We start from the raw sequence: 15,023 nt of genomic DNA, 5'->3' as shown, positions 1-15,023 counted from the left end.
GTTGCTTTAGTTCGACATCGCTCCACCGGAGGGCATGATCAAAACGGGATCGCCTCGATGGCGATCCCTTTTTTTTATTGTCCGCGCCGGGCTGGCAAAACGGCGACCTCTAGCTCTCCGTCGTCATGATCAGACGGTCGGGTGCGAGCACGCCTTCGCCCGGCTTCGCGACCCCGAGAAGCCGCCCCTGCGCCGAGTACACCCTTACGCGCGGGGCAGTCACCGCGTCGGCGGCGATCGTCAACGACGACAGCTTCAGGCGCTGGCCGTGAAGGAAGCGGCGCGTGTCATCGTCGTTCAGACAGACCTGCGGGAACGTCGACAGCAGCGTGTCGACCGGTTGCAGCCATGCGTCGCGTTCGAGTTCAGTCGCGTCGGACAACGCGTCGAGCGTGACTGAATGCTCCAGCGTCAGCGCGCCGACGCCCGTGCGCCGCAGCGCGACCAGATGCGCGCCGCAGCCGAGCGCCTCGCCGATATCCTCGGCAAGCGTGCGCACATAGGTGCCCTTGCTGCACGTCACGCGAAACGTCACATCCGGCAACGCGCACGCAATCAGCGCGAGCGCGCGAATCGTCACCTGCCGCCCTTCCCGTTCGACCGTCTGGCCAGCGCGCGCGTACTCGTACAGCGGCTTGCCATCGCGCTTGAGCGCCGAGTACATCGGCGGAATCTGAACGATCTCGCCTATGAATTTCGGCAAGGCCGCCCGCACCGCCGCTTCGTCGCAGTCGACGTCGCGGATGTCGAACGCCTCGCCTTCGGCGTCGCCGGTGGTCGTGCGGATACCGAGGCGCATCGTCGCCTCGTAGGTCTTGTCGGCTTCGAGCAAGTCTTGCGAAAACTTGGTGGCCTCGCCGAAACACAGCGGCAGCAGGCCGGTTGCCAGCGGATCGAGCGTGCCGGTGTGGCCCGCCTTTTTCGCCAGGTAAAGACGTTTAGCGCGAACCAGCGCGTCGTTGCTCGACAGGCCGAGCGGCTTGTCGAGCAGCAGCACGCCGTCGAGCGCGCGACGCGGCACGCGGGGGCGTTGAGGTGCGGTCATGTCGAGGGAGGCAGAACGTTCGGGAAAACGAAAAACGGCGCCGCGCGCTACGTGGAACGCCACGGCATGGCGGACGCTCAGTCGTCTTTCGCGCGCGTGGAATTTGCCTCGTCGATCAGACGCGACATCTCCACGGCGCGCTCGATCGTCTTGTCGTAGTGGAAATGCAGCGTCGGCACCGTGTGGATATGCAGGCGCTTGAACAGCAGATTGCGCAGATGGCCGGCAGCGTGCGTCAGCGCTTCGAGCGTTTGCTGCGGGTCGCCCGTCAGCGTCGTGAAGTAGACCTTCGCGTGCGCGTAGTCGGGCGTCAGCTCGACGCTCTGAAACGTGACGATGCCGATGCGCGGATCCTTGACCTCGCGCAGCAGCTCAGCCAGGTCGCGCTGGATCTGATCGGCGATCTGCACGTTGCGATTGGGAGTAGTACGTTTCTTAGGCATGGTGTTGTGTGCTCCGCTAAGACGGATGCAAAAAATTGGTTCGCGCGAGCCGTGTTCGATATTCGTTCGATACGACGGCGTCGCGGTCGCCGCGGCGGGTGAGAGTCCATTTGCGACGAACGCGGCAACCAAGCCAGCAACAAACTCGACACTGCTGGCTCAAAAACAACGGGCGGAGCGGGCGTCAAGCCCGTTCCGCCCGTTGTGACGTGCCGCGTGAATTACAGCGTACGCGCGACTTCGGTGACCTCGAAGACTTCGAACTGGTCGCCTTCGACGATATCGTTGAAGTTCTTGATCGACATACCGCACTCGAAGCCCTGACGGACTTCCTTCACATCGTCCTTGAACCGCTTGAGCGAATCGAGCTCGCCCGTGAAGATGACTACGTTGTTGCGCAGCACGCGCACCGACGACGAGCGCTTGACGAAACCGTCCGTGACCATACAGCCGGCCACCGTGCCGACCTTCGGCACCTTGAATACCTGGCGTACTTCGACCGTGCCCGTCACGACTTCGCGCTTCTCCGGCGCCAGCATGCCCGACATTGCCGCCTTCACCTCATCCACGGCGTCGTAGATGATGTTGTAGTAGCGGATGTCGACGCCATTCGCTTCCGCGAGCTTGCGAGCCTGCGCATCCGCGCGGGTGTTGAAGCCGATGATGACCGCCTTCGACGCCGTCGCGAGATTGACGTCCGACTCGCTGATGCCGCCGACCGCTCCGTGCACGATCTGCACACGTACTTCGTCGGTGGAGAGCTTCTGCAGCGACTGCACCAGCGCTTCCTGCGAACCCTGCACGTCGGCCTTGACGATGAGCGGCAGGTACTGCACTTCGCCCTCGCCCATCTGCTCGAGCATGTTCTCGAGCTTCGCGGCCTGCTGCTTTGCGAGCTTGACGTCGCGGAACTTGCCCTGACGGAACAGCGCAACTTCACGCGCCTTGCGCTCGTCCGGCATCACGATTACTTCTTCGCCAGCCTGCGGCACTTCCGACAGACCCTGGATTTCGACCGGGATCGACGGACCCGCGGACTTGGTCGGCTTGCCGGTTTCGTCGAGCATGGCACGCACGCGACCGTAGGCGCTGCCTGCCAGCACGACGTCGCCGCGGTTCAGCGTGCCCGACTGGACGAGGATCGTTGCGACCGGACCCTTACCCTTGTCGAGCTTCGCTTCGATGACGAGACCCTTGGCCGGCGATTCGACCGGTGCCTTCAGCTCCAGCACCTCGGCCTGCAGCAGCACGTTTTCGAGCAGATCGTCGATGCCCGTGCCGGTCTTCGCCGACACCGGCACGAACGGCGAGTCGCCGCCGTACTCTTCCGGCACGACGCCTTCCGTGACGAGCTCTTGCTTCACGCGATCCGGATTCGCTTCCGGCTTGTCGATCTTGTTGATCGCGACGACGAGCGGCACGCCGCCAGCCTTCGCGTGGGAGATCGCTTCCTTCGTCTGCGGCATCACGCCGTCGTCGGCGGCCACCACCAGGATCACGATATCGGTCGCCTTTGCACCGCGGGCACGCATTGCCGTAAAGGCTTCGTGACCCGGCGTGTCGAGGAACGTGATCACGCCGCGCGGCGTTTCGACGTGGTAGGCGCCGATGTGCTGCGTAATACCGCCAGCTTCGCCTGCCGCAACCTTCGCGCGGCGGATGTAGTCGAGCAGCGAGGTCTTGCCGTGGTCGACGTGGCCCATCACCGTGACGACCGGCGGACGTGGCAGCGCTTCGGCGTCGCTCGCTTCGCCTTCGACCAGCATGGCTTCCGGATCGTCCAGCTTCGCCGCGAGCGCATGGTGGCCCAGTTCCTCGACGATGATCATCGCCGTTTCCTGGTCCAGCATCTGGTTGATCGTGACCATCTGGCCGAGCTTCATCATCACCTTGATGACTTCCGAAGCCTTCACCGCCATCTTGTGCGCGAGATCCGCGACCGTGATGGTTTCCGGCACATGCACTTCACGCACGATCGGTTCGGTCGGCGCCTGGAACGTGGTGGCCTGCTCCTGATGCTTGCCACGCCCCTTCGGACCGCCGCGCCAGCCACGATCGACGCCGCCGCTCGAATCGCCGCGCGTCTTGATGCCGCGGCGCTTCGCTGCGTCGTCCTGCCAGCCGCTCTTTCCGCCGCCCGGCTTCTTCTTGTCGCCCGCCGACGGTGCGCTCGCGGGCGCCGGAGTCGCGGCGGCTGACGGCTTCCTGGCTGCCGGGCGCGCCGGTGCTTCACCAGCCGGACGCGCCGGCTTGTGCAGCGTGCCCTTGGCTTCGGCCGCCTTGGCCGGCTCGGCGGGCTTCGGTGCCGGTTCCGGCGCCTTCACCTGCGCCTTGCGCGGCGTGTTCATCATTTCGCGAATCGCGCGCGCTTCGGCTTCGGCCGCCGCGCGGCGCTTGGCGATTTCCTCCTGTTCGGCGCGCGCCTTCTCGGCGGCCACTCGCGCGGCGTCTTCCGCTTTCTTCGCGGCTTCGCGTTGCGCGGCGCGTTCCGCTGCCGCGCGTTCGTCGTCCTGCTCGCTTGCCTTCTCGGCAACCGGTGCAGCGGCTTTCGCCGCCGCCTGCTGGGCCTTCTCGCGAGCCGCCGCCTCGGCCGCAGCCGCTGCGCGCTTCTTCGCATCTTCTTCCGCGCGCTGACGCTCGGCTTCCGCGGACTGCTCGCGCGCCTGACGCTCGGCTTCTTCGCGCTCGAGCTGTTCCTGGCGCGCCTTCAGCTCCTGCGCCTGCTTTTCGAGCAGCTCGGCTTCGTGACGTGCTTCTTCCTCACGACGCTGCAGTTCGAGATCTTCGGCGTCCGCGTTCTCGGCCACATGATTCGATGCATCCCCGCCTTCCGCGACGGTCTCGTCGCGGCGGACGAACGTGCGCTTCTTGCGCACCTCGACCTGAATGGTGCGAGCTTTGCCCGTCGCATCGGACTGCTTGATCTCCGACGTATGCCGTTTCGTCAGCGTGATCTTGCGCTTGTCTGCATCAGTCGAGCCGTGAGACTTGCGCAAGTGGTCGAGCAGACGCGCCTTGTCCGTTTCGGACAAGGAGTCGGCTTCGCTCGCTTTTGTGACGCCAGCTGCCTGCAGCTGCTCAAGCAGCACGCCTGCAGGCATTTTCAGTTCCGCGGCAAATTGGGCTACGTTGTTACTCGCCATTCATTCCTCTTAATGCAAGGACCGATTCCTTGCGGTTAGCATCGGGTCATGCGGCCTGACGGCCGCGTTCAATTCAGTGCGCCATGGTCATTTCTCACTGGAACCAGTGTTCACGTGCTTTCATGATCAACGCCTTAGCGGCATCCTCTCCCATCCCAGTCATCTCGACCAGTTCATCCACGGCCAGCTCGGCGAGTTCGTCGCGCGTCTGGATCTGATGTTCGGCCAGTTTCGCGAGCAGGTCGGCGTCCATGCCGTCCAGGCTCTTCAGGTCGAGCGCTACATTCTCGACCTTTTCTTCGTTCGCGATCGCCATCGTCAACAGCGCGTCGCGCGAGCGGTTGCGCAGTTCGTGAACGGTGTCTTCGTCGAATGCCTCGATTTCGAGCATTTCGTTGAGCGGCACGTAGGCGATCTCTTCGAGGCTCGTGAAGCCTTCGTCGATCAGGATGTCGGCGACTTCCTCGTCGACATCGAGACGCGCCATGAACAGGTCGCGCAGGACGCCGCGTTCCTGATTCTGCTTCTGCGCAGATTCGTCCGGCGTCATGATGTTGATCTGCCAGCCGGTGAGCTCGCTGGCAAGCCGCACGTTCTGGCCGCTGCGGCCGATCGCAACCGCGAGTTCGTTCTCGTCGACGACGACGTCCATCGAATGCTTTTCTTCATCGACGACGATCGACTGCACGGCTGCCGGCGCGAGCGCGCCGATCACGAACTGGGCGGGGTCTTCCGACCATAGCACGATGTCAACGTTTTCGCCACCGAGCTCGTTGCGTACGGCCTGCACGCGCGAGCCGCGAATACCGACGCAAGTGCCGATCGGATCGATGCGCTTGTCATAAGCCACCACGCCGATCTTCGCACGCACGCCCGGATCGCGAGCCGCCGCTTTGATCTCGAGCAGGCCCTGCTCGATTTCCGGCACTTCCATCTCGAACAGCTTCATCAGGAATTCCGGCGCCGTACGCGACAGCTCGATCTGCGGACCACGCGCGGTGCGGTCGACCTTCGCGATATACGCGCGCACGCGGTCGCCCACCCGAAGGTTTTCCTTCGGGATCAGCTGGTCGCGGCGCAGCAACGCTTCGACGCGGCCCGATTCGACGATGAAGTTGCCCTTGTCGAGACGCTTCACCGAGCCGGTCATGATGTGTTCGCCGCGCTCGAGGAAGTCGCTCAGAATCTGCTCGCGCTCGGCGTCGCGCACCTTCTGCAGGATCACCTGCTTGGCGGCCTGCGCGCCGATACGGCCGAATTCGATCGACGGAACCGGCTCCTCGATGAACTCGTCGAGCTGAATATCGGGCTGCTGCTCGCGCGCCTCGAACAGCAGAATTTCCTGATCCGGTTCCTGCAGACCTGCTTCGTCCGGCACCACCTTCCAGCGGCGAAACGTTTCGTGCTCGCCGCTTTCACGGTCGATGTGGACGCGGATGTCCGCATCTTCTTCGAAGAGTTTCTTGGAGGCCGAAGCGAGAGCCGCTTCGAGCGCGGCAAATACCACGTCCTTGTCGACATTCTTCTCGCGTGCCAGCGCATCCACCAGCATCAACACTTCGCGACTCATTGTTTGCGGCTCCTAAAGTCAACTTTCGGAACAAGGCGCGCCTTGTCCATGTCCGCGAGCGTGAAATCGAGCATCGCGGCACCTTCTTTTCCTTCAAATTCCAGACCGATCGTCTCGCCCTGCGGAGCATGCAAAATACCCCGGTACGACTTCCGACCGTCCAATGGCTTTTTCAGTGTGATAACCGCTTCGCTGCCCGCGAAACGTTCAAAATCCGCCAGTTTTTTCAGCGGGCGGTCGAGACCGGGCGACGATACTTCGAGCCGCTCGTAATCAATATTTTCGACCGTCAGAACGTGCTGGAGCTGACGCGTGACTTTCTCGCAGTCTTCGATTGCGATGCCGGCTGGCTGGTCGATATAGATACACAACATGCCGCGCCCGGTGCGCTCGAGATCGACGAGCTCGTAGCCGAGTCCCACGACCGTGGTTTCAATCAGTTCCGTCAGTTGCACAGTGCCCTCTTAGATGTTCGCGCAGCGAGCCTCGCCTCTTCTGCAAACAACCAATGCGGGCCGCGCGCCAAGCCGGCGCACGTTCGTGCGAACCCGAGATGCCGAACCACGATGAACTGAGCGGCAAAAAAAAATGGGCTGAACGCCCATCATCTTATTGCCGGTGGTCGCACCTGAGCCGCACATGATGAAACCGTACGCCCAGCGACTTCGCGATTGTAGCCATTTTTCGGCCCAAACGCAATCTGCGGAACGCCGGGCGATGCGCATTTCCGCTTGATTTGATAGGAATCTTTCGACAATGTGGCGGCAAATCCGGGCTTTTGCAAGGTCGCCCGAGCCGTCGGGAAAGGGAGCCGGTCGGGCTACGCCAACAATTTGCAGCGCGTTTGCCGAGCTGCTCGACCCATGCGCCGGCCTTGTCTGGATGTCGCTGCACACTACGGGCGCCGTGAATCAGCAGCGTTCGCGCGTAGGTGTCGCCTCTCTTGCTGATACCGAGCAGTTGAACCTTGCCCCCAGAGCCCGTTTATTTGGGCGCCAGGCCGAGTCAGGCTGCGAATTCCCGACCGGAGCGAAAGGCCTTCGCGTCGCCCATGGTCGCGACAACCGCCGTGTCGCTCAACAAGCCGACGCCCGGTATGGCCGCGATTGTCTGGCATGCGACGTCGTCTTTCATCCATGCCTGCAGGCGTTGTTCCATCCCGGCAATTTGCCGGTCCAGCCCCGTCAGGCCACTCCACTGTTCCCGTAACGTATCGATCAGCATGGCAGGCAAACGGTCCGACAGCTTGGCCAGAATTCCCGGTATAGCCTTGTCCAGGGCCTCGCGGCCCTTGCCCATCACTTCGCCGTACTCGGTCAGCAGGCCTCGCAGACTATTGATCTGCATCGTGCGGAACTTCACCAGTTGCTGCCGCATCCGGTGCAGTGCCAGCACGGCCTGCTGCGCTTCCGCCTTGACCGCGACCGGCTTGCTGGGTATCCGTGTAGCCATCCAGATGGCGCGCGCATCCGCTGGATCGTTCTTGTTGCCGATGTTGAACGCCTTGACGAACTTCGGCGGCATCAGCTTCACCTGGTGACCCATCGTCGTGAGCTGGCGTGCCCAATGCTGCGACCCGCCGCACGCTTCCATACCGATCAGGCAAGGTTCCCGGTTCGCGAAGTAGCCGAGAAACCTGTCTCGCCTGACTGCCTTGTCGACAACTTCACCTGTGTGCGGGTCGACCCAGTGCACCTGAAAGACGCTTTTGGCAATGTCGACGCCTACGGCCGTATGGTTCATGGCAGACCTCCTCCGGTTGGCGCTGAAGACCTCAAAGATCTTCCATTCCGACCGTACCGATACGGTCGGTCCGTGAGTGAGTAGGTGTGTCTGTTCATCGCTTCCACCACTCGCGCGGTGGGAGGCGTCCATTCCATTTCCGTGAGGCAATGGCTGGCCTGCCGTGAGAAATCAAGCGCGGGTTAGCATTGCAGCCGGAGCAGCACAGTGCGGACAAGGCCGCTTCCGGCGATTTTCGGCACGGAGGCCAGCATGGAAAACGATAGCACGCTGTACGTCGGTCTCGATGTACATACCCAAGGACTCGATCACAGTCGCGTATGCGCAGGGCCCGGGCGAAGTCGAACTGCTGGGCAAGATCGGCACGACGCAGGCGGATATCGATTACCTGTGCAGGCGCCTGCAGTCGAAAGCGCGGTACATCTGCGTTGTCTACGAGGCCGGTCCATGCGGCTTCGGACTTTACCGGCAGTTCGTGCAGAATAGATTCGGGTGCATGGTGTGCGCCCCATCGCTGATTCCGAAAAAACCGGGTGAACGGGTCAAGACGGACCGGCGTGATGCGATCAAGCTTGTGCGGTCTTTGCGCGCCGGTGACCTCTCCGCAGTGTACGTGCCGAGCGAGGACGACGAAGCGTTCCGCGATCTGGCACGGACGTGGGTGGCGCCAAAGACGACCTGAAGCGCGCACGGGAACGCGTGAAGCCTTTCTACTCTCGCATGGGACGAGTAACCCGCGACCAGGCTACGCAACGGACTACTGCATCCGACTTGCGGTTCTAGATAGCGGCAGGCTCATTGGACGGACATCTGTAGTGCGGTAACCAACCCGCGGATATCAGTTTGATCCACCGTCGAAATGTACTGCTACGCCGCCCTGAGGAAATTCCGGCAACATGAATTCGGGAAACTAAAAAACCGATCGCGATTGACACCGGAAGTCATATCAGCCTGGCAGGTCATGCGAACTGCACGAAGGGTATGGCCGTTCAACGGCCACCCCTCAAACGCGGTACAGCGCCCCGCTCAACGGCCGCGCGAGCGACCGCGCGCCGTGCCGCCGCCACGATTCGCGCCGCCCGAACCCGCGTTGCCGCCGGTACGGTTGGCGTTGCCGCCACGATTGCCGCCCGGCCCTCGATTGCCGCCGCTGTTGCCGGCCGCGCTAGCCCGCTTGCCCCCAGTGCGCGCACGGTCGCCGTTGGGCGACGACGCGCGATTGCCGTCGACGTCGCGGCCGCGCTGCCCCCCGGCGCCGCGATTGCCCACACCGACACCAGAACCAGTGCCGCCCCCCATGCCCGCGCCGAAGCCACCACCCGCCGCGCCACGGCGACCCTGTCCGCGCGGCTGCTGCTCGAAGCGGCTGTGCGACATCAGCACCGGCTCGCGATTGATAAAGCCCATCGACGTCTGCATCGGATCCGGCTGACGACGCTCCGGCGCCGCATTGCGGCTACCGCGCTCCTCAGTCGGCGCCTTCAGGCCGACCGATGCCATCAGTGCGCGCACCTGATTGTCCTCGAGTTCTTCCCAGCGGCCGCGCTTCAGACCACGCGGCAGGGAGATCGGGCCATGGCGCGTACGGATCAACCGGCTGACCATCAGGCCGGCCGCTTCGAACATTCGGCGTACCTCGCGATTCCGCCCTTCGGCGAGCGCGACGTGGTACCAGTGATTCGTGCCTTCGCCGCCGCCGTCGCGGATGCGCAAGAAATTCGCCGGGCCGTCCTCGAGTTCGACGCCGTTTAGCAGCTTCTGACGCATACCCTCGGCGAGTTCCCCGACGACACGCACCGCGTATTCGCGCTCGACGCTATAACGCGGATGCATGAACCGGTTCGCGAGATCGCCCGAGGTGGTCAGCATCAGCAGACCTTCAGTGTTGAAGTCGAGACGCCCGACCGCGACCCACTTGGCGGTTTTCATCGGTGGCAGCTTGTCGAACACCGATGGACGGCCTTCCGGGTCCGCGTGGCTGACGATTTCGCCGGTCGGTTTGTGGTACAGCAGCACGCGCGGCGGCTTGCCGGCGACCTTGCGCTTGACCGGCTTGCCGTTGATGCGGACCTGGTCGGTCGGCATGATGCGCTGGCCGATGTGCGCCGGTTCGCCGTTCACCGACACGCGGCCGGCGATGATCAGCTCTTCCATGTCGCGGCGCGAGCCCATGCCCGCCTCGGCGAGCACCTTGTGCAGCTTCGGCGCGTCGTCATCGGGCGACAGCACGCGCTTCGGGCCCGCTGCCTTGCCTCGGCGCAGCATCGGCGCGCGTACGCCGCCAGTCGTGGTGTTGTCGGCATCGAATGCGGGCGACGTCACGTATGAGAACAGATCGTCCTGAGCTGACTCCGCGGCCGCATCGGCGCCGCGGCGATTCTGGCGCTGGCCCTCACGTTGACCTTCGCGCGGCTGACGTTCGCGCTGGTCTTCGCGTGACGCGCCCTCGCGCTTCGCACCGCCGGCGTTACGACGCCCGCCCTGTTTCGCACCCGCGTCCTTGCGCGGCGTGCGGACCTGGGCGACGACCTCGCCGTCCGGCGGCGTTTCGGCGACGACCTGCGCGCCTTGCGCGGGCGCGCCCTCGGCTGCCTTCGTCTTCGCGCCGGCGCGGCGTCGCGCGATCAGGCTGCGCGGCCCGCGACGCAGACCGCGGCGGGGGCGCTCTTCGCCCTCTGCTTCCGCCGCGCCATGAGCCGGGCGCTCGCCCTCGCCTGTCGACGCTTGCGTAGTGCGTTCGTCGGTCCGTGCCGACGGCACGGGGCGCTCGGATTCGGACGAATCGGTGTCGTGGGTATGTGTCAAAACAACCTCAAAATGTCAGGTCGCGCGCGCCCGTTGCGGGCGCGGCAAAAAAGTTCGGTTACGTCAGGCGCTGCGCGACTCGGTTTCGTCGTCGGTCAGAAAACCTGCGTCCTGCGCGGCATCGCGGCGATCCTCGGGATCGTCGTGCGCCGCCTCGATCGGGTTCGGCTCGGCAGCGTGCTCCGTATTGCGAGCTACGCCCGAGCCGTGCGCGGGTGTTGCCGGATCGGTCTGGGCGACCGGATCGTAATGCTGTGCCGAGCCGGCGACGCTGGTCTGCGCTGCCGTGGGTGCCGGTTCGGGCTGTTGTTGCGTGTCGTGCGGCGCGCTCGACGCGTCTGACGCATTCGTCGTGCCGGCCTGCCCGCTCGCTTCCGCACGGGGTTCCGGTTCGAGCGTCGACTCGGCTACCGTCTCGGGCGGCGCTGCTTCAAATCCCGACGCGGCGTGCTGCGCCGCTTCCGGCGGAGCCGGCTCGCCAGCCTCACCCGCCATGTCGTGCCCGGCATCCTGCACCGGCTGCTGCAGGCTTTGCGCGTCGCCCTCGGCAAACTCGATCGCGTGCTGACCCAGCAGATCCGCGTTCAGTTGTGCGGACGGATCGGCAAGCGGAGGCAACTCGTCAAGCGCCGTTAGGCCAAGGTCATCGAGGAACTGGCGCGTGGTCGCATACAGCGCCGGACGCCCCGGCACGTCGCGATGACCGATCACCTCGATCCAGCCGCGATCCTCGAGCTGCTTGACGACCTGCGTATTCACCGTCACACCGCGAATTTCTTCGATATCGCCCCGCGTCACCGGTTGCCGGTAGGCAATGATCGCGAGCGTTTCGAGCACCGCGCGCGAATATTTCGGCGGTTTTTCCGGATGCAGCCGATCCAGGTACGAACGCATCGCGGGCTTGCTTTGAAACCGCCAGCCCGACGCCAGCCCGACCAGCTCCACACCGCGCCCAGACCAGTCCCGCTTCAGGTCTTCGAGCAAGGTCCGAACAGTGTCTGCCGACACGCCGTCGGCAAAGAGCTTGCGCAATTCGCCGAGCTTTAACGGCTCCTGCGCGCAGATCAAGGCAGTCTCGAGGACGATCTTCGCCTCTTGGGTATTCATGCAGCTAGGTCAGACCCTGTGGTCAAAGAACCGGATCAAACAGACGATGTGGAACTGAAGACGCGCTCGCCCGATTTTGATCGGTCATATTGATGGGAGCACGCACCGGGGGGTGGCGAACAGACTTATCGAGCCAGACCCAGCCGGACGGAGCGGCGATATTCCTGAAAGGAACCGCGTGACTGAGCGCCATATTACGCAAAAACGACCGGGGCGTAAAGCCGCGATCTGCCCTGCATCTTCCGCTGCGGCGCTGAACAGTGTGCCCCGCGCCCGCCCGGGTCGAGTCGACAGCAACAAGATTCTCACGATTCGCGGCTTTTCGCCGCTCGCGGCAAGTTAAGACGGAGCGCGGGCGTACGAGGCCGCATGCTCAGGCACCGGCGTGGCGCGCCAGAAACCGCGTCAAGCGCTCGACGCCGGTATCGAGCCGCACCGTATCGCACGCGTAGCACCAGCGCACGAACCCCTCGCCCTGCGGCCCGAACGCGCTGCCCGGTGCCACGCCGAGCCCGGCCTCCCGCACCATCGCCTTGCACAAATCGAGACTGCGCGTCGAGCCCGGCATCGAGAAGAACAGATACATCGCGCCCAGCGGAGCCTTCACATCGACGCCGGGAACCGCCGACAGCGCGCGCACCAGATGATCGCGCGACGTCCTCAGATCGCGCACCAGCTGCTGCGTAAAGCGCTCGCCCCGTTGGAGCGCCGCGATGCCCGCCTGCTGCACAAACGACGGCGCGCACGAAGTGTTGTACTCGACCAGCTTCGCCAGGTCGTTCATCAACGCGGTCGGCGCGACGATCCAGCCGAGCCGCCACCCCGTCATCAGCCAGGCTTTCGAGAACGAATTCACGCAGATCACGCGTTCGTCGCGTGTTGCGAGGTCGAGAAACGATGGCGCGGTGCGCACACCGGCCGCCTGGGCGGCGTCGTCGCCGGGATAGTAGAGTCGCTCATAGACCTCGTCTGCGACGATCCAGATGCCGTGCCGCCGGCAGTGTTCGAGCACGCTGCGCTGGTCGTCGCGATTCATCACCCAGCCGGTCGGGTTGTTCGGCGAGTTGATCATCAGCATCTTCGTGTCAGGCGTCAGCGCGGTCAGCAATTGCCCCACGTCGAGCTCCCAGCCGCGTTCCCCGTAGCCGAGCGCGACGGTTTCGACATGCGCGCCGAGAATCTTCGGGATTTCGACCAGATTCGGCCATAGCGGCGTCACCGCGACGACGCGGTCGCCGCCGCCGACCACCAGCTGCGCGGCGAGCATCAGCGCGTTGACGCCCGCGCTCGTGACCGCGACGTGCTCGGGCGACGTCGCCCCGTGCAACTCGCTGACGTAGCCCGCGAGTGCCGCGCGCAATGGCGCGATGCCGAGATTGTGCGTGTAAAACGTCGCGCCGGCGGCGAGCGCAGCGCTCGCGGCGTCGCGGATGAATGCGGGTGTGACGCGATCGGACTCGCCAAACCAGAACGGCAGCACGTCGTCGACGCCGAAACCGGCGTTCGCGACTTCACGGATTTGCGATGGACGCAGCGCGCGTACGGCGTCGCGCGCAATTGGGATGGAGGGCACGGGCAGGTCCAATTCGCTCATCGAGGCTTCCGGGTGGGTGAAGGATAAGAGGCTCGGGGCGCAACCGCGAAGGCGTGCGCGATGAAGGTGGTAGTTTAGACAGTATGACTCCCGTGAGGCAAAGGCTGGCCCGCCGTGAGGAATCAAACGCGGGTTAGCATTGCCGCCAGAGCCGCACGGTGTGGACAGGGCCACACCCGGCGATTTCCGACACGGAGGCCAGCATGGAACACGATAGCACGCTCTACGTGGGTCTTGACGTTCACAAGGACTCGATCACGGTTGCCTATGCGCTCGGCGCAGGCGAAGTCGAACTGCCTGGCAAGATTGGTACGACAAAGACGGATATCGATCGCCTGTGCAAGCGCCTGCAGTCGAAAGCGCGGCACATCCGCGTTGTCTACGAGGCGGGTCCATGCGGCTACGGGCTTTACCGTCAGCTCGTGCAGAAGGGATTCGAGTGCATGGTGTGCGCACCATCGTTGATTCCCAGGAAGCCCGGCGAGCGCGTCAAGACCGATCGACGCGATGCGGTCAAGCTCGTGCGATCGCTGCGCGCCGGCGACCTGTCAGCGGTGTACGTGCCCAGCGTGGAAGACGAAGCGTTCCGCGATCTGGCGCGCGCGTGGGTGAGCGCGAAGGACGATCTGAAGCGTGCCCGGCAACGACTGAAAGCCTTTCTGCTCTCGCACGGCGTGCGCTACACCGGCCGAGCCGACTGGGGGCCGACGCACCGGCGCTGGCTGAGCACGTATGCCTTTGACAGCCCATGGCAGCAACTCGCGTTCGAGGAGCTTCGGCGCACCATTGAGGACCGCCTCGCGCAATGCGAGCGTCTCGAAGCCGCGCTGCGCGAGGCGGTCCTCAACTGGCGCTTTTATCCGGCCGTGCTGGGCCTGCAGACCATGCGCGGCGTGCAGTTCACCACGGCGGTGGGCATGCTCGCCGAGCTGGGCGATCTGTCACGCTTCACGCATCCGCGTCAGCTGATGGCCTGGCTGGGCGTGACGCCTTCGGAACACTCGTCGGGCGACAAGCGCCGTCAGGGCAGCATCACGAAGAACGGCAACAGCTACGCGCGAAAACTGCTGGTCGAAGCCGCCTGGAGCTACCAGTACCCCGCCCGCGTGAGCCCCGAGATCCAGCGCCGGCACGAAGGCATCCCGAAGCCCATCGTTGACCGCGCCTGGGACGCGCAGCTTCGCCTGTGTCGGCGCTACCGGAAGCTCGTCGCGCGCGGCAAGCAGAAGAACATCGCGGTGGTCGCCATCGCCCGTGAACTCGCCGGGTTCATTTGGGACATCAGTCGGCAATCGATGTCGCTTGCCACACGGCGCGAGGGCCTGACGGCCTGACATAACACACGAGCAGTAACCCCTACCCACCCCAACGACTGGAGGAGGAGTTTCCTGAAGGCGGCGTAGCCCGGCACGTGAGTAACCCGCGAGCCCGCTACGCAACGGATTGCATCCGACTTGCGGCTTTAGATAGCGGAAGGCTCATCGGACGGACCTCTGTAATGCGGTACCCAACCCGCGGATATCAGCATGATCCACCGTCGAGATGTACTGCTACGTCGCCCTCAGGAAATTCC

General features: G+C 64.3%; 9 protein-coding genes and 2 pseudogenes. 2 read left to right on the top strand and 9 right to left on the bottom strand.

Annotated elements, in window-relative coordinates:
• Nucleotides 1-109 precede the first annotated feature (109 nt).
• The 6 genes and pseudogenes from truB to HDG39_RS22415 all read right to left on the bottom strand — a co-directional run.
• Nucleotides 110-1,045: a tRNA pseudouridine(55) synthase TruB gene (gene truB, locus HDG39_RS22440; RefSeq protein WP_184008730.1), complete on the bottom strand. Its 936-nt coding sequence runs from the start codon at nucleotides 1,043-1,045 to the stop codon at nucleotides 110-112.
• A gap of 77 nt (nucleotides 1,046-1,122) precedes the next feature.
• Entirely contained in the window at nucleotides 1,123-1,488 is a 366-nt protein-coding gene (rbfA, locus tag HDG39_RS22435) for a 30S ribosome-binding factor RbfA (protein ID WP_008922231.1), read from the bottom strand.
• 221 nt (nucleotides 1,489-1,709) lie between these two features.
• Complete coding sequence (gene infB, locus HDG39_RS22430) at nucleotides 1,710-4,631, bottom strand: translation initiation factor IF-2 (protein ID WP_184008727.1); 2,922 nt, start codon at nucleotides 4,629-4,631, stop codon at nucleotides 1,710-1,712.
• A gap of 94 nt (nucleotides 4,632-4,725) precedes the next feature.
• Nucleotides 4,726-6,201, bottom strand: a complete 1,476-nt coding sequence (gene nusA / locus HDG39_RS22425) for a transcription termination factor NusA (RefSeq protein ID WP_018418361.1) — start codon at nucleotides 6,199-6,201, stop codon at nucleotides 4,726-4,728.
• Entirely contained in the window at nucleotides 6,198-6,656 is a 459-nt protein-coding gene (gene rimP, locus HDG39_RS22420) for a ribosome maturation factor RimP (RefSeq protein WP_006052964.1), read from the bottom strand. The genes nusA and rimP overlap by 4 nt, the downstream gene beginning before the upstream one ends.
• A 385-nt stretch (nucleotides 6,657-7,041) precedes the next feature.
• Nucleotides 7,042-7,944: pseudogene (locus tag HDG39_RS22415) on the bottom strand (IS110 family RNA-guided transposase); the annotation flags it as partial.
• Nucleotides 7,945-8,196: 252 nt separating this feature from the next.
• Here HDG39_RS22415 and HDG39_RS22410 point away from each other — a divergent pair.
• A pseudogene (locus HDG39_RS22410) lies at nucleotides 8,197-8,655 on the top strand (IS110 family transposase); the annotation flags it as partial.
• Between the two features lie 315 nt (nucleotides 8,656-8,970).
• Here HDG39_RS22410 and rluB read toward each other — a convergent pair.
• The 3 genes from rluB to HDG39_RS22395 all read right to left on the bottom strand — a co-directional run bounded on the left by rluB (nucleotide 8,971) and on the right by HDG39_RS22395 (nucleotide 13,450).
• The gene (gene rluB, locus HDG39_RS22405) at nucleotides 8,971-10,749 is read right to left on the bottom strand and encodes a 23S rRNA pseudouridine(2605) synthase RluB (protein WP_184008725.1); all 1,779 of its coding nucleotides are present in this window, start codon (nucleotides 10,747-10,749) and stop codon (nucleotides 8,971-8,973) included.
• A 63-nt stretch (nucleotides 10,750-10,812) separates the two neighbouring features.
• A complete protein-coding gene (scpB, locus tag HDG39_RS22400) occupies nucleotides 10,813-11,856 on the bottom strand; it encodes an SMC-Scp complex subunit ScpB (RefSeq protein WP_184008723.1) in 1,044 nt (347 codons plus the stop codon).
• Nucleotides 11,857-12,229: 373 nt separating this feature from the next.
• Nucleotides 12,230-13,450, bottom strand: a complete 1,221-nt coding sequence (locus HDG39_RS22395; protein WP_184008721.1) for a pyridoxal phosphate-dependent aminotransferase — start codon at nucleotides 13,448-13,450, stop codon at nucleotides 12,230-12,232.
• A gap of 203 nt (nucleotides 13,451-13,653) precedes the next feature.
• Between HDG39_RS22395 and HDG39_RS22390 the strand changes: the two genes are divergently transcribed.
• Nucleotides 13,654-14,784, top strand: coding sequence for an IS110 family RNA-guided transposase (locus tag HDG39_RS22390; protein WP_184008719.1), 1,131 nt, complete (start codon nucleotides 13,654-13,656; stop codon nucleotides 14,782-14,784).
• Nucleotides 14,785-15,023: the final 239 nt, after the last annotated feature.

Origin of the sequence: Paraburkholderia lebeckiae (assembly GCF_014201005.1) — a bacterium.
In the GTDB taxonomy this organism is placed as follows: Bacteria; Pseudomonadota; Gammaproteobacteria; order Burkholderiales; family Burkholderiaceae; genus Paraburkholderia; species Paraburkholderia tuberum.
This window is presented reverse-complemented; position numbering and strand designations above follow the sequence as displayed.

Bases quoted from the DNA above. Each gene is read 5' to 3' on its own strand.
- truB (WP_184008730.1), bottom strand. From the start codon at position 1,045: ATGACCGCACCTCAACGCCCCCGCGTGCCGCGTCGCGCGCTCGACGGC.
- rbfA (WP_008922231.1), bottom strand. From the start codon at position 1,488: ATGCCTAAGAAACGTACTACTCCCAATCGCAACGTGCAGATCGCCGAT.
- infB (WP_184008727.1), bottom strand. From the start codon at position 4,631: ATGGCGAGTAACAACGTAGCCCAATTTGCCGCGGAACTGAAAATGCCT.
- nusA (WP_018418361.1), bottom strand. From the start codon at position 6,201: ATGAGTCGCGAAGTGTTGATGCTGGTGGATGCGCTGGCACGCGAGAAG.
- scpB (WP_184008723.1), bottom strand. From the start codon at position 11,856: ATGAATACCCAAGAGGCGAAGATCGTCCTCGAGACTGCCTTGATCTGC.
- HDG39_RS22395 (WP_184008721.1), bottom strand. From the start codon at position 13,450: ATGAGCGAATTGGACCTGCCCGTGCCCTCCATCCCAATTGCGCGCGAC.
- HDG39_RS22390 (WP_184008719.1), top strand. From the start codon at position 13,654: ATGGAACACGATAGCACGCTCTACGTGGGTCTTGACGTTCACAAGGAC.